Source organism: Azonexus fungiphilus, from assembly GCF_003634965.1.
Taxonomy (GTDB): Bacteria; Pseudomonadota; Gammaproteobacteria; order Burkholderiales; family Rhodocyclaceae; genus Azonexus; species Azonexus fungiphilus.
On record NZ_RBXP01000017.1, the window covers coordinates 23,452 to 42,927 of the forward strand.

18 protein-coding genes, 1 tRNA gene and 1 pseudogene are annotated in these 19,476 nt (G+C 63.4%); 7 read left to right on the forward strand and 13 right to left on the reverse strand.

What is annotated here, in order from left to right:
• The first annotated feature begins 11 nt into the window (after positions 1–11).
• The 3 genes from DFR40_RS12720 to DFR40_RS12730 all read left to right on the forward strand — a co-directional run bounded on the left by DFR40_RS12720 (position 12) and on the right by DFR40_RS12730 (position 5,064).
• Positions 12–698: a response regulator gene (locus tag DFR40_RS12720; protein ID WP_121458890.1), complete on the forward strand. Its 687-nt coding sequence runs from the start codon at positions 12–14 to the stop codon at positions 696–698.
• Positions 691–2,517 (forward strand): ATP-binding protein, encoded by a 1,827-nt coding sequence (locus DFR40_RS12725; RefSeq protein WP_121458891.1) that lies wholly within the window; start codon positions 691–693, stop codon positions 2,515–2,517. The genes DFR40_RS12720 and DFR40_RS12725 overlap by 8 nt, the downstream gene beginning before the upstream one ends.
• Positions 2,518–2,637: 120 nt before the next feature.
• Positions 2,638–5,064: an autotransporter domain-containing protein gene (locus DFR40_RS12730; protein WP_121458892.1), complete on the forward strand. Its 2,427-nt coding sequence runs from the start codon at positions 2,638–2,640 to the stop codon at positions 5,062–5,064.
• A 76-nt stretch (positions 5,065–5,140) separates the two neighbouring features.
• On the opposite strand, the gene DFR40_RS12735 is transcribed toward DFR40_RS12730, so the two are convergent.
• From DFR40_RS12735 to DFR40_RS12745, 6 genes are all read right to left on the reverse strand, one after another.
• The gene (locus tag DFR40_RS12735) at positions 5,141–5,935 is read right to left on the reverse strand and encodes a PhzF family phenazine biosynthesis protein (RefSeq protein ID WP_121458893.1); all 795 of its coding nucleotides are present in this window, start codon (positions 5,933–5,935) and stop codon (positions 5,141–5,143) included.
• A 126-nt stretch (positions 5,936–6,061) separates the two neighbouring features.
• Complete coding sequence (gene yidD, locus DFR40_RS17590; protein WP_121458894.1) at positions 6,062–6,511, reverse strand: membrane protein insertion efficiency factor YidD; 450 nt, start codon at positions 6,509–6,511, stop codon at positions 6,062–6,064.
• A gap of 87 nt (positions 6,512–6,598) precedes the next feature.
• On the reverse strand, positions 6,599–7,078 hold the full coding sequence (locus DFR40_RS17040; RefSeq protein ID WP_147431327.1) for a hypothetical protein: 480 nt from the start codon (positions 7,076–7,078) through the stop codon (positions 6,599–6,601).
• Positions 7,079–7,231: 153 nt separating this feature from the next.
• Positions 7,232–7,612 (reverse strand): hypothetical protein, encoded by a 381-nt coding sequence (locus DFR40_RS17045; protein WP_147431328.1) that lies wholly within the window; start codon positions 7,610–7,612, stop codon positions 7,232–7,234.
• Between the two features lie 545 nt (positions 7,613–8,157).
• Positions 8,158–8,556 (reverse strand): hypothetical protein, encoded by a 399-nt coding sequence (locus tag DFR40_RS17050; protein WP_147431329.1) that lies wholly within the window; start codon positions 8,554–8,556, stop codon positions 8,158–8,160.
• 115 nt (positions 8,557–8,671) lie between these two features.
• A complete protein-coding gene (locus tag DFR40_RS12745; protein ID WP_170160218.1) occupies positions 8,672–9,262 on the reverse strand; it encodes a WYL domain-containing protein in 591 nt (196 codons plus the stop codon).
• A 129-nt stretch (positions 9,263–9,391) separates the two neighbouring features.
• Between DFR40_RS12745 and DFR40_RS12750 the strand changes: the two genes are divergently transcribed.
• Together DFR40_RS12750 and DFR40_RS12755 are read left to right on the forward strand one after the other, a co-directional pair.
• Positions 9,392–10,261, forward strand: a complete 870-nt coding sequence (locus DFR40_RS12750; protein ID WP_121458896.1) for a phage integrase N-terminal SAM-like domain-containing protein — start codon at positions 9,392–9,394, stop codon at positions 10,259–10,261.
• A gap of 43 nt (positions 10,262–10,304) precedes the next feature.
• Entirely contained in the window at positions 10,305–11,618 is a 1,314-nt protein-coding gene (locus DFR40_RS12755; protein ID WP_121458897.1) for a replication-associated recombination protein A, read from the forward strand.
• A gap of 38 nt (positions 11,619–11,656) precedes the next feature.
• On the opposite strand, the gene DFR40_RS12760 is transcribed toward DFR40_RS12755, so the two are convergent.
• Positions 11,657–12,502 (reverse strand): M14 family zinc carboxypeptidase, encoded by an 846-nt coding sequence (locus DFR40_RS12760; RefSeq protein ID WP_121458898.1) that lies wholly within the window; start codon positions 12,500–12,502, stop codon positions 11,657–11,659.
• A 149-nt stretch (positions 12,503–12,651) separates the two neighbouring features.
• Between DFR40_RS12760 and serS the strand changes: the two genes are divergently transcribed.
• Positions 12,652–13,932, forward strand: coding sequence for a serine--tRNA ligase (serS, locus tag DFR40_RS12765; protein WP_121458899.1), 1,281 nt, complete (start codon positions 12,652–12,654; stop codon positions 13,930–13,932).
• Here serS and mltF read toward each other — a convergent pair.
• On the reverse strand, positions 13,922–15,310 hold the full coding sequence (gene mltF / locus DFR40_RS12770) for a membrane-bound lytic murein transglycosylase MltF (protein ID WP_170160219.1): 1,389 nt from the start codon (positions 15,308–15,310) through the stop codon (positions 13,922–13,924). The two genes, serS and mltF, sit on opposite strands and share 11 nt — an antisense overlap.
• Before the next feature lie 56 nt (positions 15,311–15,366).
• Here mltF and DFR40_RS12775 point away from each other — a divergent pair.
• A tRNA-Ser gene (locus DFR40_RS12775) sits at positions 15,367–15,454 on the forward strand.
• Positions 15,455–15,633: 179 nt separating this feature from the next.
• Here the strand turns inward: DFR40_RS12775 and DFR40_RS12780 are convergent.
• The 5 genes and pseudogenes from DFR40_RS12780 to DFR40_RS12800 form a co-directional block, all read right to left on the reverse strand.
• Positions 15,634–15,831, reverse strand: a complete 198-nt coding sequence (locus DFR40_RS12780; protein WP_121458901.1) for a hypothetical protein — start codon at positions 15,829–15,831, stop codon at positions 15,634–15,636.
• A gap of 89 nt (positions 15,832–15,920) precedes the next feature.
• Positions 15,921–17,774, reverse strand: a complete 1,854-nt coding sequence (locus DFR40_RS12785) for a nitric oxide reductase activation protein NorD (RefSeq protein ID WP_121458902.1) — start codon at positions 17,772–17,774, stop codon at positions 15,921–15,923.
• Positions 17,774–18,724: a 4Fe-4S binding protein gene (locus DFR40_RS12790; RefSeq protein WP_121458903.1), complete on the reverse strand. Its 951-nt coding sequence runs from the start codon at positions 18,722–18,724 to the stop codon at positions 17,774–17,776. Before DFR40_RS12790 ends, DFR40_RS12785 begins: the two co-directional genes overlap by 1 nt.
• The gene (locus DFR40_RS12795) at positions 18,721–19,125 is read right to left on the reverse strand and encodes a magnetosome magnetite crystal formation protein family (protein WP_121458904.1); all 405 of its coding nucleotides are present in this window, start codon (positions 19,123–19,125) and stop codon (positions 18,721–18,723) included. Before DFR40_RS12795 ends, DFR40_RS12790 begins: the two co-directional genes overlap by 4 nt.
• Before the next feature lie 136 nt (positions 19,126–19,261).
• Positions 19,262–19,476: pseudogene (locus tag DFR40_RS12800) on the reverse strand (nitric-oxide reductase large subunit); the annotation flags it as partial.

The window sequence follows — 19,476 nt, forward strand, 5'->3', positions numbered from 1 at the left end:
GTGGAGGCGTGATGCTGGGACCGCGGGTTGGGTTGCTTGAAGATGATCCGCGCGTACGCGCGCGTTTCGAACAGGCGATTGCCTGCATGCCCGGATGGCGCCTGGCATTCTCCGTCGGCAGCATCGCCGAGGCGGCGCAGGTCCTGCGCAACGGGATTCCCGATGTCCTCCTGGTCGACCTCGGCCTGCCCGACGGTTCCGGACTCGACGTCATTCGCTACGCTTCGTCGACGTCGGCCGCCTGCCAGATTCTGGTCATTTCGGTCTTCGGTGACGATGACAAGATTTTCCAGAGCATTGCCGCCGGCGCTGCCGGCTATCTGCTCAAGGGGGTGACCGAGGACGAACTGGTCGCCCACCTGCACGACCTGCACGCCGGCGGTTCGCCGATGTCGCCAAAGATTGCGCGGCGGGTGCTCAGCGAGTTCCGTGGCAGCATGGCCCGGGACAATCCGCCGCTGGCCGCCGTGAGGCGCGATCCCCTCGATCCTGATTTGACCGGCAAGGAGCAGGAAATCCTTGGCGCCCTGGCCCTCGGCCATTCCTACGGGGAGGTGGCGCAGATGCTCGGGATCAGCCTGAATACCGTTCGTCACCACGTCAAGAGCATCTATGGCAAGCTGTTTGTCCATTCGCGCTACGAGGCGGTGCGGGTTGCCAGTCAGCGCGGCTTGATCGACCGGGTGGGCAGTGGCTGATCCTCGGGCGCTGCTTCGCTGGCTGCTCGGCGGCTGCCTGCTGACGCTGGCCCTGCTGGTGCAGGCGGGCGAGGTCTGGCATGCGCAGATCGCACCGGGGCGGGTGATGCCGGCCCAGGTATCGGCCGCCACCTGGGCGCCGGTGCCCCTGGACGACAGCTGGCGCCGCCAGAAACCCTGCCGGAGCGGCGACTGGACCTATGCGAGCGAGCTGTGGCTGGACGGGCCGCCAGGGCAGCCCTACGGCATCTTCATCCACCGTGCCGGCAATCGTCTGCATCTCTGGCTCAATGGCACGCGCGTTGCCGCTTTCGGTGATCTCGACAATCCCCGTGCCGATTATTCGAACGCACCGCTCTACGCGCAGCTTCCCGTTTATCTGCTGCGTCCCGGCAGCAATCAGATACTGATCCAGGTGGCGGGAGACTGCCGGCGCTACGCCGGGCTGTCGCATTTCGAGATCGACAGTCACGAGGTGCTCGAGGAGCGCTGGCGGCAAAGCAGCCGGATGTTCGCCTGGCAGAGCGCCGCGATCATCAGCATCTGCTGCACCTTGAGCCTGGTCAGCTTCGGTGTCGGCATCTGGCGGCGTGACCGCTTGGCCATGCTGCTCGCGGTCGCCTCTGCGTTCTGGGCCTTGCGTGCCGGTTTGTGGGCGATGAACGAGTTGCCGGTCAGCTACGAGTTGTGGTTTTTCCTGATCGACTTCTGCTACGGCATCTGGATGGTGCTGATTGCCCTGCTGGCAACCGGCATTACCGGTGTTGACGGCCCCTTCCTGCGGCGCCTCCAGTGGTGCTGCCTGGCTTTTTTCTGTGCCACGTCGATCGCCAGCGCGCTCGGCGCGCCGATCTATCTCAAGGCGCTCGGCATCGATGTGACCGTACTTGGCGGCTTTGCCGGGATTTCGCGTGTGTGGTACGAGGCTTTCCGGCGCCCCAACGGTGCCAACGTGGCGATCAGCATCGCCGGGGTCTTCATGCTCATCCTCGGTCTGATCGATCACTGGAACGTCTGGTTCTCGGATGCGCGCGACGCCTACCAGCGCTTTTACTACACGCCCTCGATCGTGCTTTTCTTCATTCTTTCGATCGGCGTCGTCCTCGCCCGTCGCTTCGATCATGCCCTGAAAAGCGAAGCCCGCTACCGCGAATCGCTGGAGCAGGAAGTCAAGCGCCAGCGGGCCGAGCTGGAGCGCAGTTACCGCGAAGCGCAAGCGCAGATCCGCCAGGAAGCCGTCGATCAGGAGCGCCAGCGCATCGTCCGGGAAATGCACGACGGACTGGGGTCGCAACTGGTTGGCATTCTTTCCTCGGTGCGTCATGCCGATGCACCGACCCCCGAGGTCGAACGGGAAATTCAGGAAGCACTCGATCAGCTGCGCTATACCATGGATACCTTGAGCGGCGATTTTGAAGACCTGTCGACGGTACTGGCGCAGTTCCGTTTTCGCAGCGAGGCACGTCTAAAGCGTGCCGGGATCGTCCTGAACTGGACGGTTCGTCCGCTGCCGCCGGGGGAATGGGAGGCACCGGCGCTGCTTCACTTCGAACGCATCCTGCGGGAAGCCCTGGCCAACATCCTCAAGCATGCCGGCGCCAGCGAAATCAGCGTCGATGCCGGATGCGACGGCGACGCCTGTCACATCGCGATCCGCGACAACGGGCGCGGCTGCGATCCGGCCACCCTGGCCCCGGGGCGTGGCCTGCGCCACATGCGCGAACGGGCCCGCGAACTTGGCATCGCGTTGACCTTCACCTCGGCGCCTGGTGACGGGGCAACGATCACCCTGAGCTGGCGCCAGACGGTCAAGGCATAGTTTTTTGCATGCTGATCACATCGATATGTGATGTGGCGGGGTGCGCATTGCGAAATACTTCGGGCGAAATTTTTGCCCGGCGTGATGCGCCGAAACCCAGTTCACATCAGGAGATAACGCATGCAACACAACAAGCGCCACCCGCTATTCCGGCCGACTGCCATCGCCCTGGCTGTCGCCGGCGTGCTGGCAGCTCCGGTCGCCATGGCCGCAAGTTTCAACACCGGGGCAGTCACGCAGGGCGTCGTCGCTAGCGGTAGCAACAGCGAATTGTCCGCAGTTGTCGACATGCCAGTCGGCTCGGCCGTCCTTACGCCAAGAATCCGCCTCAGCGCTGATGGCACTACCGTTGCCGGGGTCTATGACACACAGTCTGGCGGCGCTGTCGATGTATTTGTTGCCACTAGCAGCGGTTCGCAAAAAAATTCGACGAATCTTTCTTCCGTCGCATTTCTTGGGGCCACAGATGATGGCAAGAACGTTCTGGTGAGTGGCGTCAGCGGCGGTGTCCGGCGCTTGGTCGTCTATAGCCAGAATTCTGCAACTACGAATCTTGGCGTCACTCAGTTGACCGCGCCGAGTTCGCTGAACGGCAAGACAGATTGGGAAATCCTGGACGGGGCGATCTCCAGCGACGGCATCATGGTTCTCGCCAATCTCCGGAGTTCGGCTGGCGCCGACGAGCAGGGGATCGTGTTTAACGGTACTGGCATGTTGACGAGTGCTTCGCCGCAGATCGTACTGCGTGATGACTTCGGTAACGTCGCTAACGGCAACACCGTGAACACCCGGGGCAAGGCCTTTGCCACGACATCCAGCGGCTATCGTCTGGCCGGTGAACTGGAAAACAGGATGGCCGACACCATAACGGCAGCTGTCTGGGACTTCGGCAACACGGCCGGTGGGGTCAATGCCGAGGTAATCGATGCCACTTCGATGTTCTCCACGCTTGGAATTGTCTCTTTGAGGAAAACCCGTGCTGATGCCATTTCGGCCGATGGCGAGGTGGTGGCCGGTCAGATCTATGGCAATGACAATGGTGGCAACCAGATCGACAGCGTCTACGCATGGCGCCATCCGGGTGCCGGAGGTAGCACGACGCAGTTGCTGCAGCCGGGTTCAACCATCAGTAACAGCACCAATTACTACCGTGTCGCAGGTGTTTCCAGTACTGGTAACGTGATTGCGGTGAATGGCGAAAACGGCACGGCGACCAACCAGAGTATCCGCGAAGCCTTTGTCTGGACTTATGACAACGGCACCGGTCTTTACTCGGGACAGAGTATCGGCGAACTCGATGCGACGCTGCCCAACGCCGATCGCAAGACGGTGATCAAGGCCGTTTCGGGAGATGGCACCACCGTTGTCGGGAACGGCATGCGGACAGCTTCCGGTGGCGGCATTGAAGCGGCAGCCTTCCGCTGGACGGCCAGCAGCGGCATCAAGGCGATCAGCCAGTGGCTGACCGATGCCGGTGTCAATGTCGGCAACCAGCAAATGGTGACCGCTGAAGACGTCAGTGACGATGGTAGTGTCGTTGTTGGCTATGCCAGCAATGGCGATACCGGCAACGACTACTACTACGTGGCGCGAGTCGGCGGCAGCGGCTGGTCGTCCGGCGTCATCAATGTCGGCCAGTTCAACGGTACCCTGGCGCAGGGCGGCGAGCGTCTGGTGGCGCTCAACGATCGCCTGGTCAACATGGGGCTCAATGGCGCCCATCACCGGGTGTTGATGGATAACGGCATCGCCGCCGGTCAGCGTTGTGCCTGGGCCGTGGCCGATGTCGGTGGTGGTCGCGACAGCTCGCAGTATCTTGCCGAATCCGGTCTTTGCGGCGATTTCGGCAACTGGCGCCTGGGCCTCGGCATCGGTGCCGCCAAGGGGCGTTATGACCTGAGCCAGGGCGGGCGTGCCCAGCTCGACGGCTATTTCGTCACCGCTGAAGCCAATTATGGCTGGGCCGAGCGCTCGCGCATCCTGAGTGCCACCCTGTTCTACGGGAACTGGGATGCGTCGATCAAGCGCGGCTACCTGAACGGGGCGGCAAGCGACCACTCGCGTGGCGGCGATGGTGTCCAGAGCGCTGCGCTGCGCATGCGCTTCGACTGGAAGGATGTCGCCCGCTACCAGCAAATGGCCTTCTCGCCCTTCGTTTCCTACACCTACAGCCATAGCCGGATCGATGGCTACACCGAGCGCGGTGGTGCCTTCCCGGTGCGTTACGACGACCGCACGATCTCGGTCAACGAAGGGCGCGTCGGCATGATCGGCAAGGTGGCCCTGGGCGAACGCAGCGACCTGCGCCTGACCGCGGAGGCCGTCAGCCAGTTCGGGCGTAGCGACGACAAGGTGCGTGGCCAGATCGTCGGCCTCAACAGCTTCAACTTCGATTCCGGCAACCGTGCCAAGAGTTGGGGTCGTGTCGGCGTCGAGCTCGATCACCGCCTGAGCAGCAGCACCTTGCTGTCGGCCAGCCTGACGGCCTCCGGCAGCGGTGCCGATTCGGCCTTCGGCGGCAGCGTCGGCGTCAAGATGGCTTTCTGATCGCCTCTGCTTTTCCCCCGGCCCTCCGGTCGCTTCGGCGTCGGGGGGCCATTTTCATTGGTGGCCGGCTTTCGGCCTAGACGCTGATCCTGCCCTTGAGATAGCTGACGCAGGCGCCCGATACGAAAACGCTGTCCTCGCCCAGCCGGCAATGGAGCACGCCGGAACGCCGCGACGCCTGGCAGGCAAGCAGTTCCCGCTTGCCCAGGATTGCTCCCCAGTAGGGCGCAAGGCCGGCGTGAATCGAACCGGTCACCGGATCCTCGACGCCGCCGTTGGCCGGCCAGAAATAGCGCGACACGAAGTCGAAGCCATCGCCGCGCGCGGTGACCACCACGTCGAGCGGCCCCAGCGATTTGAGCCGCTCGAGGTCCGGCTCGACCAGGCGGACTGCCGCCTCGTCGGCCAGCACCGCAAAATACGCCTGCTGGTTTTTCAGGTAGGCGACCGGGGCGATCGACAGCCCCCGGCGCAAGGCCTCGGGCACCTCGGTCAGCGGCTGCGGCGCCCGGTTCGGGAAAGCCATCTCGATCAGGCCGTTGCCGGTCTTCCTGACCGGCAACCTGCCGACCGCCCTGGCTTCGAAAACGATTTCGCTCAGCGCCGGGTCGGCGGCGAAGATGACAAAGGCGCTGGCCAGCGTTGCGTGGCCGCAGAAATCGATCTCCTTGAGCGGCGAAAACCAGCGGATTTCATGGATGCCAGCCGCGTTGCGGACCACGAAAGCGGTTTCCGAGAGGTTGTTCTCGCTGGCGATGCTCTGCATCAGCTCGGGCGCAAGCCAGGCGTCAAGCACGACCACCGCCGCCTGGTTGCCGGAGAACTGGCGGGTGGTGAAGGCATCGACGATCTGGATGTTCAATTCGGGCATGGTTTTTTCGTCTCCTGGCGAAGGCGTCCGCGCTGCGCGCCGGAAAATCGGCAAATATCACGGTCGACCGTCAGAATGGCATAAAAACCCGCCTGGAGGGCTTGCCTGTGATGCAGGCAAGCGCGGTCATTTGCCGCCAGTCCGTTTGCTAGCCGTGTTGGGTGGGAGATATACGTACTGCTCGTGTTCATTTCCCTTGCGCTTCCTGTCGGCCCCGTCGCAACTGCCGCATTCGCAACAATTTGCGAAATCGAAAATCGACGAACAGGACTTGCTGGCCGGCGTATTGCAATTGAAATCGCCCGGCAGGTCGCACCCCAGGTCACAGTCGCCACGTTGTCTGCGATGCGGCCGTCCATGCACTGGCGAAAAGCGGCGATGGGCTACGCCACAAAGGTAAGTGCGACGACGCAGCACCGCCAGACCTGCGATAACGCCGTAGCGGCGAACGGCACGAAACCCCAGCGCCGAACAGCTTTCGCGGCCGGTGTGAATGCGATAGGCGCAGCAGAAGCCTTTATACGGCGATACGTAGCGTTGGTAGGCCGATATTGCTCCGAGGACAAATCTGCGCATTCGGGTTTGGCGACCTAATGCTGCAAAGCAACGGAGACAGAAAACATAGCGTAGCGGCACTTTGGGCGTCCTTGTGCACTTGTGTCGTTAGCCATTATTTGATGCTACTGCTTTAATTTTTTTTGAGAGATACCAATAGTAGGCGGCTACTATTGCTGATATAAGGGCAACCCGCATCGGATTGTTTTTCAAATTCTCTTCGGTAAGAGATTCTGGATAAAAAATAAAAAATTCCAGAATTCCAGCAACGATAAGTACAGGAAACATCACGGCCAGCAGGCGAATCGCTACAGGGAGGCCAATACATATCACTCTAACAAGGAAGTCCTTGTTGTCGCCACGTGAATTTATCTTGTAACAGTAGTGGACGCCAATTATTGATATGCAGAGCGTTATGACCGATAGTATGGTGTCGTAATGATTATAAGATCGTCCAATATGCAAGGCTGGTTCTGATGCAAAAACCATGGCAATGGAAAAAAACAGCATGTACTTGAACTCTTCCTTTTGGCTGACGTTTCCTGACTTGAAATCTTCAACGAGAGAATCAACTTTCCATAAGTACATTGATTTTTCCTTTTATGGTTAACATTTGAGGTAAAAGGCGGCCCATTTGCGGGACGTTCAGCGATCGGAGGGGGCGAGGTTGATGGTTAGATATTTCTCTTTGCCGATCAAAGTACGCGACGAGTTCGTCGTTTGCGTCGGTTAGCCATTTGGCTAGAGCTTCAAAGTGGCCTGAATTTCAAAACGTTTCAGCAGGTCTTGAATGCGAGGATCAGTACAGCCATTTGTGCGAATGGCCTCGTCGATTGCCTTTTCTACGGCGCTGGAACGTTGTTTCAAACCATCAATGATCTGTTGCTCCGATTGGTTTGAATTTCGTTTTTTCAATTCTTCAACAGCGCGGAAAGAAACCACCTTGAAGTTTGCGAGGAAATTTGAAAGGGTTTTTTGATCGGGCTTCGAGCATCGGCTGGTTGCGTAACTCGCTTGAACAAACTGCCCCATGATTTGCACGATGTCGAGTTGTTGAGCAACTGCGAAGGGCGAAATTGTCAGTACGATTACAGTAAGAGCCGTTGTAAGTAAGCGTTTCATGTGTGTTCCCTGGATTGAATGGCTAACGAAGCTTTAGAAAAAGTATCCTCATGCCCGCATCGTGCCGTGAACCATATGGAATAACAAGGCTCCGGGCTGCACTTGAGTTCAGCAGGCGGCAATGGCACGCTACGAAGCAATCGACGCCAGCCCGAGCTTCCTGGCGGTGGATCTGGCCCAAGACCAGCGAAGCACTGCCAGCGTTGATGTGAAGCGGGTTGGACCCGCGCGGGGAGAGCCTGATCACCTCCAGGAGATGAAGTCACTCTCGGCTAACGAATGAGTCCCCCGCGCGCGTCTTTCATCAGGGTCCGGGCAAATGCCCAACATGACCGGTTGTAGTACCGCAGTCCTTCACCTTCTCGCATCGACACGGCAGGAATGGATGAGTCGCAGGAACACAGGATCAGGAATGAAACGATAAAAATTCAGAATGCCGCTTGCGGAAAACGGGGAAGCCCTTGTAGTAGAGCTAACCGGCGCTGCGCCGCGCCGCTTTTTGGCGCAGCGTCTAGCGACCGCAGGGAGCGAGGTTGAGCGCAGGGTTAGGCATTTAGCAAGGCCGCTATTTTTTTTGAGAAGGAGCCATCTACGGCTTCTTGTCCGGGGATAAATTCGTGCTTACTAACGAGTTTAAGTTGCGGATCATATAAAGATAACTCAAGGGGGATGGACTGAAATATGTGGCGAACATTAACGTCAAAAGCATGAACTCCCTCAATAAACTCTTTGATAGCGCTGTGATAACGAGGATCGGCTACTGCTACAAGGCATACCATCTCGGCCGTGTTGGAGCGGACACGGTACCAATCTTGGACAATTGACGAGAATTCACCAGCCTCGGGTAAAAGCTTATCGATGTCTTCCAAATTGGCGACGAGGATGATCGAAAATTTTTCCGCTGTTCCGTTTTGTCCTTGACGAACCATTTCTCGTTGATCCATATGCTCTTTCGAAAATGCCTAACGTTCGAGATCAGGGGCCGCCGAGGAGCGCAGCGACGAGGGAACCGGCAAGCAAGCGAAGCGCCGCTTGCCGGCGGTCCCCTGGATCGAAGGGTTATGCATCGGGCGTACCGCCATTTGGCGCAAGCGACTTGGCGGCCTCAAGGAAAGCCAGTTGCGCCTTCGCGAAGTCACCAAATGTCTTGGTGGTGTGATTTTTTGCGCTCAGTACCCAAGGCCGCGAGCGCTCCCTGTGGTTTGTTTCGACAACGTCTTCACCATCGAATACTAGGTCGTAAGCGATGGCCTCAAAGTTAAGCGAGACGTCAGGGGTCTTTATGAGCTTTCCATTCTTGAACATCCGGTGCAGCGAGATAGCCTCCCCATCGCGCTGAACAATCCACCCCAACTGCTGGAGGTTGTTGGTGTGGCAAGCGGCAAACTCCTCAACGGATGAGCAGATGGTCGGAGGAACGGGAAGCGTACCCGCCAACACAGAGGGAACGCCTTCAACGGCAAGTTCCATTTTTTCGAGCAAGAACGTCTTGGTCTCACCGGTAGGAATGCAGCGAGCGCGAACCTTTCCGTCTTTCAACGACAGAGGATGCAATTCGCGTTCAGCGCCGGGAGAGGAGCCGCCGAAGTAGCGCACGCGAATGGAGCCTCCGCTATCAATGGCTTTGAGGATCGCCTCTTGGACCATCACTGTGCCTCTGTGATAGATGCATAACGTTAAATGTGGAACCTAATTGACGGGAAGCTATCCGTCATATAGGCTGGATAAAAAAACAGTATCATGTTGTTTCAGTGACTTGGCAGATTTTAGGGGGGCGCGATGAACACCTTGAATCCTTCGTCGCAGAAGCCTCCTGGCACTACGGCCCCCAGGTTGCTTGACCGAGTGCGCGAGAAAATTCGCTTGAAGCACTACAGCTTGCGTACCGAAGAGGCTTATACCGATTGGATTAGACGATTTATCCTGCATCATGGCAAGCGTCATCCTGATGGGATGGGTGCTGTCGAGGTGGCGGCGTTTCTGACGCATCTTGCCGTGGCGGGAAAGGTGGCGGCGTCGACGCAGAATCAGGCCAAAAGCGCCTTGCTGTTCCTGTATCGCGAAGTTCTTGAAATTGACCTTCCGTGGCTGGATAACGTCGAGCGCGCCAAGGCGCCGAAACGTTTGCCCGTGGTCCTGACCAGGGGCGACGGCAAGGGCTTCAAGGATCGGGGCACCATGCTGCCCGCCTCCGCCATTGAACCTCTACAGGCGCATTTGCTGCGGGTTCGCGAACTGCATGAGCGCGATCTGGCGGATGCTGTGGCGCCGGTTTTCCTGCCTTATGCCCTGTCGCGGAAGTATCCGGGGGCCGGGCGTGAATGGGGGTGGCAGTACGTGTTTCCGGCTGCCGGGTTGTCGGAAGATCCGCGCAGTGGCGAGGTTCGGCGCCATCATCTCCTTGACCAGGCATTCCAGCGTGCGATGAAGCAGGCTGTCCGGGAGGCAGGTCTTGTCAAGCCAGCGACGCCGCATACCTTGCGCCATTCCTTCGCCACCCATCTGCTGGAATCGGGTTACGACATCCGTACCGTGCAGGAACTGCTGGGCCACTCGGACGTGTCGACGACGATGATCTACACGCATGTGCTCAATCGGGGCGGGCGGGGTGTGGTGTCGCCGCTGGATGCGGTGCGCGCTTTACAGTAGCCGGCGTTGGCAATACTCTCCGGCAAAACTTGGATGTTGAACCTTGAGCGATTTGTTTTCTTCTACCGAAGTCGACCGTTCCGCCCCGCTGGCCGAACAGTTGCGCCCGCAGACGCCGGACGAGGTTATCGGCCAGCAGCATCTGCTCGGGCCGGGCAAGCCGCTGCGTCTGGCGTTTGCGTCCGGGCAGCCGCATTCGATGATCCTGTGGGGGCCGCCGGGCGTTGGCAAAACCACCTTGGCGCGGATGATGGCGACGCAGTTCCAGTGCGAGTTCATCGCCCTGTCGGCAGTGTTTTCCGGGATCAAGGAGGTGCGCGAGGCGGTGGCGCAGGCCGAACTGTGGAAGGCGCAGGGCAAGCGGACCATCCTCTTCGTCGATGAAATCCACCGCTTCAACAAGTCGCAGCAGGACGGCTTTTTGCCCTTTGTCGAAAGCGGGCTGTTCACCTTCATCGGTGCGACCACCGAGAATCCCTCGTTCGAGGTCAATTCGGCGCTGTTGTCGCGGGCTTCGGTCTATGTGCTGAAGTCGCTCGACGAGGCCGAGATGGGGCAATTGTTCGACCGCGCCCAGGCACGGGCGCTGGCCGACCTGGCGTTTGACGACGAGGCGAAGACGCGCCTGACCGGGCTGGCCGACGGCGACGCGCGGCGCCTGCTCAACCTGCTCGAACAGGTGCGCACGGCGGCGCGGGCGGCCGGCGTGGCGACGGTCGACGGCGGTTTCATCGAAGAAACCATGGCGCAGAACCTGCGTCGTTTCGACAAGGGCGGCGACGCCTTCTACGACCAGATTTCGGCGCTGCACAAGTCGGTGCGCGGTTCCAGCCCGGACGGCGCGCTTTACTGGTTCGGGCGGATGATCGATGGCGGCGCCGATCCGCGTTACCTGGCCCGGCGCATCGTGCGCATGGCCTGGGAGGACATCGGCCTGGCCGATCCGCGGGCGATGCAGATCGCCAACGACGCGGCCGCCACCTACGAGCGCCTAGGTTCGCCCGAGGGCGAGCTGGCGCTGGCCCAGGCAGTCATCTATCTGGCCGTCGCGGCCAAGTCGAACGCCGGCTACATGGCCTGGAACCAGGCCCGTGCCTTCGTCGCCAAGGATGCGTCGAAGCCGGTGCCGGTGCATCTGCGCAACGCGCCGACCAAGCTGATGAAGGAACTCGGCTACGGCAAGGAATACCGCTACGCGCACGACGAGCCGGAGGCCTACGCCGCCGGCGAGAGCTACCTGCCGGACGGCATGGCCGAGCCGCGCTGGTACCAGCCGACGCCGCGCGGGCTGGAAGGCAAGATCGGCGAGAAGCTGGCCCACCTGCGCGAACTCGATCGCAAGGCGGGCAAGAAGTAGGCGGTTTTTCGGTCGATTTGACGGTCGACCGTCAGCGGTCAGTGTTTTTCGCCAGCCTTGATGTTGCGGCCCATCCAGCCCAGCATGTCGTCCCACATCGCCCGCTGGTCGCGCGCCGGCGGCATCGCGCTGGCGTGCGGCAGTTCGATGGTGACCACCGGCACGCTCTTGTAGTGGCCGCCGTAGTTGCCGAGCGAGCCGGGGTAGACGCCGAGCCGGTTGAGCGCCAGCCGGCCGAAGCGCAGCGGCTGCGGCGCCGGGCCGTCGTAGTCGAGCAGGTTGTAGGGGGCGTGCACGCTGATGATGACGTCCGGCTTGAAATCGTCGATCTGCTTTTCCAGCCACTGCGTCTCGATTTCCGAGCCGGCGGCGTCGCCCGGGTAGCGGCGCGGGTCGCGCTTGGTGCGCTCGATCCAGTACTTGTGCGCGTCGCTGTTCCAGTCCGGGGTCGGGAAGTTGCGGTTGAGGTCGACGCCGCGCGCGTTGGCGCGGGTCGGCGGGCGCTGGTAGAGGCCGTCCGGGTTGGCCAGCGGGATCACCCGCCAGCGGTACTTGCCGGCCTCGGCTTCGCCGATCCAGTCGAGCCAGCGGAAGACGATCGAGACCGAGGTCAGCTCGTCGCCGTGGATGCCGCCGATGACCAGCACGCGCGGCGCCTGCGCCAGAGGCTTGGTGCGCGGGGCGATGTCGCGCCAGACCAGGGCACGCTTGCCCTCGGTCCGTTCGGCGCCGGCGACGAAGGCCTGGGCACGGCAATTGTCGGCATTGACGCTGCGCAGGCGGTGACCGAGCGCGGCACACCAGGCGTCGGTGGCCGGGTCGCTGGCGTGGGCGGCGGGGGCGAGGCAGAGGGTGGCAAGCAGGCAGGCGAGGGGACGCAACATGGGCAAGGCGGGCAAGGCAAAAGCGGAATGATAGCGCGGCCGCGGCTGCCGGTCCCGCGCAATCCGCCCTCGCGTATAATCGCCGGCTTACCGAAAGCCGCGGTTTTTGCGATCAAACCACGGTCGACCGCAAGAAAACAGGAAAAACCATGCTCGACATCCAACAACTCCGCTCCAACCTCGATGCCGTCGCCGCCGGTCTGGCCAAGCGTGGCAAGCCGCTCGACTTCACCGCCTTCTCGGCGCTCGAAGCCGAGCGCAAGACACTGCAGACGCGCACCCAGGACCTGCAGGCGCAGCGCAACAGCCTGTCCAAGCAGATCGGCATGCTGAAGGGGCAGGGCAAGGATGCGTCCGAGGTGATGGCCCAGGTCGGCGCGCTGGGCGACGAGCTGAAGGCGTCCGAAGCCCGCCTGGCCGAACTGCTCGGCGAGTTCAACGCGATCCTGGCGGCGCTGCCCAACATTCCCGACGAATCGGTGCCGGTCGGCGCCGACGAGAGCGCCAACGTCGAGATCAAGCGCTGGGGCACGCCGCGCGTCTTCGACTTCCCGGTCAAGGACCATACCGATGTCGGCGAAGCCCTCGGCCAGCTCGACTTCGCCACCGCCGCCAAGATTTCCGGCGCCCGCTTCTCGCTGCTGAAGGGCGGCCTGGCCCGCCTGCACCGCGCGCTCGCCCAGTTCATGCTCGACACGCACACCGCCGAGCACGGCTACACCGAGCTCTACGCGCCCTACCTGGTCAACGCCGCCAGCCTCTACGGCACCGGCCAGCTGCCCAAGTTCGAGGAAGACCTGTTCAAGGTCCTGCGCGGCGAGCAGGATCCGCTCTACCTGATCCCGACCGCCGAAGTGCCGGTGACCAACATCGTCCGCGACGAGATTCTCGACGCCGAGGCGCTGCCGCTGCGCTTCGTCTGCCACACCCCCTGCTTCCGTTCCGAAGCCGGTTCGGGCGGGCGCGACGTGCGCGGCATGATCCGCCAGCACCAGTTCGACAAGGTCGAGCTGGTCCAGATCGTCCATCCGGAGCAGTCCGCCGCAGCGCACGAGGCGCTCACCCGTCACGCCGAGGTGATCCTCGAGAAGCTTGAGCTGCCCTATCGCCGCATGGTGCTGTGCACCGGCGACATGGGTTTCTCCGCCGCCAAGACCTACGACCTGGAGGTCTGGCTGCCGGCACAGAACACCTATCGCGAGATTTCCTCGTGCTCGAACTTCGGCGCCTTCCAGGCACGCCGGATGCAGGCCCGTTTCCGCAACGACAAGAACAAGCCGGAAATCTGCCACACGCTGAACGGTTCCGGCCTGGCCGTCGGCCGCACCCTGGTCGCGATCCTGGAAAACAACCAGAACGCCGACGGCAGCGTCACCATCCCGGCCGTGCTGCGTCCCTACATGGGCGGCCTGGACAAGCTCAGCGTCTGAGCCTGAGGCCGGGCATGCCGGCGCCGATGCCGATCTTGCCGTCGGCCGGCGCCACGCCCGGCAGCGCCGCCTCGTTGCGCAGCAGGATGTCGTAGTAGCTGCGGATGTTCTCGACCAGGATCACCGCCTCGCCGCCGCGCGCCCGTCCCGATTTCAGCCGGCTGTAGTACTGCGGCTTGGCCAGCAGCGGCAGTACCCGCTTCATGTCGTACCAGGCGTTGGGGTCGACCTTGAGCTGCTTGCCGATGGTCCGCGCCGCGTTCAGGTGGCCGGGGCCGATGTTGTAGCCGGCCAGCGCCAGCCAGGTCCGGTCGGGTTCCTCGACCTCGGGCGGCAGCGTGTCCTTGAGCAGGTTCAGGTAGCGGGCGCCGCCGATGATGCTTTCGCGCGCGTCGAGCCGGTTGCCGACGCCGAGCCGGTCGGCGGTTTCCTCGGTCAGCATCATCATGCCGCGGACGTTGGTGTAGCTGGTGGCGAACGGGTCCCAGTGCGATTCCTGCCAGGCCAGCGCGGCGATCAGCCGCCAGTCGATGCCGGTTGCCTTCTCGGCTTCGTGAAAGAAGGGGCGTAGCGTCGGCAGCGTCGTGCGCAGCTGGCCGAGGAATTTCTCGACGTCGCCCTGGGTCAGCCGGCGGACGTGGCCGAAATAGCGTTCCTCGAGCCGCGCCAGCGTACCGTCCTTGCGGATGCGATCGATGAATTCGTCCACCCGCGCGGCCATTTCCGGATTCGGGTGGCGGCCCAGCCACCAGGCGATCGGTGCCCGCTCGCCCAGCTTCAGCGTCGCCCGCAGGGTCGGGAAATACTGGTTGGCGAGGTCTTCGAGGCGGCCGTCCATGGCCACGTAATTGACCTTGTGGTCGCCCAGCGATTCGAGCAGGTCGAGGATGTCGCCCTGGCCGACCTCGATCAGGCGCAGGTCGGGAATGCTCTCGGCCAGCCGGCGGATGGTCAGCGCCTGGCGCGAGCCGGCCAGCGCGTGCACGGTCTTGCCGGCGAGCTGTTCGAGCGCGGTCAGCGGCAGCGAGGCTTCGTGCTGGGCGAGGACGTCGTCGGTGAAGAACAGCGCCGGGCTGGCACGGACTTCGGCATCGTCGCTCGGCGACAGCCAGGCCGCGGCCAGGTGGTAGCGGCCTTCAGCCAGCCGGGCGTCGAGCGCTTCCGGCGGCAGCACCTCGAATTCGACGCGGACACCGAGTTCGGCGGCGAAGGCGCTGACCAGATCGTATTCGAGTCCGCTCGGTTGTCCGTTGTCGTCGACCGCGTAGGTCAGGGGCCCGGGACGGGTGACGACGACGAGGTCCTGCTTGCCCGGTGTCGGGAAGGGCAGGGGCGGTCGCCAGCCCTCGCCGCAGCCGGCGATAAAAAGAATCGCCAAAAGAGCCAATAGACGGTGGATTCCGCGCATACCTGTGCTATTATCTCGGCCGCTGCGGAGAGGTGGCAGAGTGGTCGATTGTACCTGACTCGAAATCAGGCGTACTGAAAGGTACCGAGGGTTCGAATCCCTCCCTCTCCGCCAGCATTACACGATGTACGACGGCCAGCGCAACGCTGGCTTTTTTTTCGTCGGTCGTCATCGGGCGGTTCCGGCGCGTCATCGGGTTTCCTGTGCATTCGCGGATGGCGGCGATCTTACCGCATCGCTCCGGCAGGATTTGTATCGAAATGCTAAACCGGGTGAAGCTGCCGCAGCAGTGGTCAGCGCCTGTTTGCGCGCCTTGCCTGCGCGTGCCGGGCGCCGCCCGGCTGGCCGGGGAAGGGGATCGGTGCGTGCGCTTCGGCGTCGGCGGCCGGGTCGTGGCGGGTGGCTCCCGGCCAGATCCAGCCGAGCACGTAGATCAGCAGGGCGGTGGCGAGGATGACGGCGAGCGGCGGGATGAAGAATTGATCGAGCATGCTGGCGATTATCCTTTTTTCATTATGCGGGATGGATTGTACGGAGGTCGCGCCCGGCCCGGAAGAGGCGCCGGCGCGAAATCTGACGGTCAACGGGTCAATTGGGCATAAAACAACGGCAGGCGCAGCGGCAGTTCTTCCGGGCTGCGCAGCACCGCGTAGCCGGTGGCGCCGAACAGGTGCGGCAGGTAGCCGCCGCCTTCGCGGTCGATTGTCAGGCAGAAGGGAACGAGGCCGAGCCGGCGCGCCTCGTGTACCGCGGCGCGGGTGTCCTCGATGCCGTAGCGGCTGTCGTAGAGGTCGAGGTCGTTCGGCTTGCCGTCGGAGAGCAGGATCAGGATCCGCCGCGCTGCCCTTTCCTCGGCCAGCAGCTGCGTTGCCCGCCGGATCGCCGCACCCATGCGCGTGTAGTAGCCGGGGCGGATGGCGCTGACGCGGCCGCGCACGCTGTCGTTGAACGGCTCGGCGAATTCCTTGAGGCGATGGAAGCGGACCTGGTTGCGACGCACCGAGGAGAAGCCGCAGATCGCGAAGCGGTCGCCGGTGGCGCGCAGGGTTTCGCCGAACAGCAGCAGGGCGTCGCGGATCACGTCGATGACGCGGGCGTCGCTGGAGACCCAGGTGTCGGTCGACAGCGAAAGGTCGGCGAGGACCAGGCAGGCGAGGTCGCGTTCGCGCTTTTCCAGCGACAGGTGCAGCTGGCCGGCCGGGTGCAGGCCGCAGCGGCGGTCGGTCGAGGCGCGCACGACCGCGTCGAGGTCGAGCTCGCTGCCGTCGGGTTGTCCCTTGAGCCAGCGGCGACCGGGCTGCAGCGCGGCGAACTGCTGGTGCAGGCGCCGTGCCGTGCGTGCCAGGCGCGCCGGCAGCGGCGTCGGGGTCGCGTGGCGCGAGGCCATTTCCTGCAGGCAGACGTGGTCCGGCTGCATCTTGTCCTTGCGGTAGTCCCATTCCGGCAGCGCGATGCCGGCGCCGATCGGGATGTCGTCCTCGGCCGCCGACGGCAGGTCGAGGTCGAAGCGGATGCGCGAGGCGATGCGCTCGCCGTCCTCCGGCGTCGCCAGCGCCAGCTGGTCCATCTCGCGGGCGGCTTCCTCGGCGTTCTCGTCGGGGTCGTCGTCGACGCTGCGGTTGACGCGCAGGAACTCGGCGACCGAGAGCAGGCTTTCGGCGCGGAAGAACATCAGCACGCCGTTCTTTTCCTTGGGCATGTCGACGCGCTCGGCGCGGTGGGCGTCCTTGTTGGCGTCGCGGACTTCGCCGCCGCCATTGGCTTCGCTGCCGCCGCCGTCGCCGGCACGGGCGGCGGCGAGGGCGATGTCGTCGCGCCATTGCAGCCAGAGCAGGACCGGCTGGTACGGCGGCGCCTCGGCCGGCACCGCCGGCAGCGCGGCGACGCTGCCGGGATCGGTGAGCGCCTGGCGGATCGCCCGTTCACGGTCGACCTCGCCTGGCGGCAGTTTTTCAGGCGCCAGGCGTTCCTTCAGGTAGTGCTCGACCAGGCGCCGGTAGCGCGCCTGCAGCCCCGGCCAGGTGGCGAGCGCCGCCTGCGTCGCCAGCTGGTTGCGGCGGAAGTCATCGCCGGCCTCGGCCGGCAGGCGGTCGAGGCTGGCGGCGAGCGCGGCCAGCCAGTAGTAGAGGTCGCGGTTCAGCGCCGGCTCGGCGAAGGCGTCGATCTGCGGCGGCAGGCGCAGCGTGCTGCTGTCGCGACGGGCCAGGGTGATCCGCTCGCCGCTGCCGGCGACCCGCGCCAGCCAGCGCCGGCGGCTGCCATGGACGTCGGCGGTGGCGGCGGCGACACGCAGCCCGGGATCGCCGCCGAGGGCGCGGAAGAAGATGCCGAGCGGGCGTTCCATCGTCTTCAGTTCGACCGCCGCCTGCGGATGACTGCCGCCGGCGGCGCGGGTGATCCAGCGGTGCCAGACCTTGCCGACCCATTCTTCCATCAGCGTATCTCCTCTTTGCCGGGGCGGAAGCCGGCTTCGTTGCTGCGCGCCTGGGCATCCTTGACCCAGTGCAGCAGCGCGCCGCCCGGGTTGTCGGCCTGTGTTTCGGCGCAGGCGCTCAGGCATTGCCCGCACTGCGTGCAGGTGAACATGTGGCGTTTGATGTTGCGCGGGTTGAGCCGCATCGGGCAGACCATGTCGCAGGCCGAGGCCCGTTCCGGCAGGCATTGCGTGCACGCGGCGCCGCGCTTGCGTTCGAAACCGACGACCATGCCGTCGCGGTTGCCGATCCAGATCAGCGACTGGAACAGGCCGACGGCGCAGGCATAGCGGCAGAACAGGTGGCGCGCGAAGAGGAATTCGATGCTCAGGGCGACGGTGCCGGCGCCGATGAAGATCGCCTGGTTGCGCGTCAGGCTGCCCTGCCACAGGTTGGCGTAGATTTCGGCCGGCGGCAGCAGGTAGGTGAGGAAGGCGACCGCCCAGCAGAAGGCGAAGCCGACCGCCGCCGGCAGCACCAGCAGCCACCAGCGCCAGTCGTGGCGGCGCGGCTGGCCGTCGGGCAGCCACGGCGGCAGGATTTCCTTTTCCCACAGGCTCGGCTTGCCGCTGGCGCGCAGCATCAGGCCGTTGATCGCCTCGACCACCGAGAAATGCGGGCACAGCCAGCCGCAATAAAGCCGGCCCCAGCGCCGGGCGACCAGCAGGAAAGCCGCGGCGCCGGCGAAAAGCGGCAGGAACAGGCGCAGCAGCACATTGGCGGCGGCTTCGCCGGCGCCGATGCGGCCGGCCAGGAAATCGTCGAGGCCGAGCCGCCATTCCCAGCCGAGCAGCCAGGCATGGCCGGCGTCCAGGTCGTAGCGGAACAGGTTGAGCACCGGCGCCACCAGGAAGAGCACGAAGAAGCCGGCCTGGAAGGCCAGCCGCTTGCGTTGCAGCGCGTCCTTCATGGCAGCGGCGGCCCGATCAGCGGGAAGCGCCAGGCATGGCCGTTCATCGCCCGGATCATGCCCATCACGCCGAGGTAGATCAGGCCGGCATGGACGAGCACAAAATAGAGCACGCCGATCACCCAGGTCCACGGATTGGCGAAGCCGCCGAGGCCGATGATGGCCAGGCTGAAGCCGACCAGCACGGCGCCGCCCCACAGGCTGGCGACGACGTTCTGCTGCAGGTGGTTGCGCACCAGCGGATCGGCATGATCGCGGTGGCGCAGCCAGAGCACGAGCAGGGCGACGAAGCCGAGGCCGGGCAGCAGCATCAGGTTGACCAGGAAGAGCACGCCGGCGGCGATCGCCAGCGGCGGGCCGGGCATGACGTGGTTGAGCGGATCGGGGCGTTCGATGGTCAAGGAATTTCCTGGTGACGGATGGGTGCAGGCAGTCTAGGAAGGGCGGCGGCCAGCGGCCTTGATGCGCGCTAAGAAAGCGCCGGTAAACAAAAAAGGGCGGCCGAAGCCGCCCGAAAACTCAATGAGGAAGGGTTTTTCACTGAGCTGTTGCTTTGTCCTCGCCCTTGACGAAGAAGGAGACGATGTAGGTGACGAGGCCGACGAGGAACATGAGGCCAGCCCATTCGCGCATCCAGTAGAAGAGGACGACCTGATCCTGGGTTGCCATGAAGCCCATGGGGGTGTCGGAGACGCGTTGGAGCCAGACCTGGAGGATGCCGGCGGCGGTGAGGAAGAGGGTGATGAAGACCA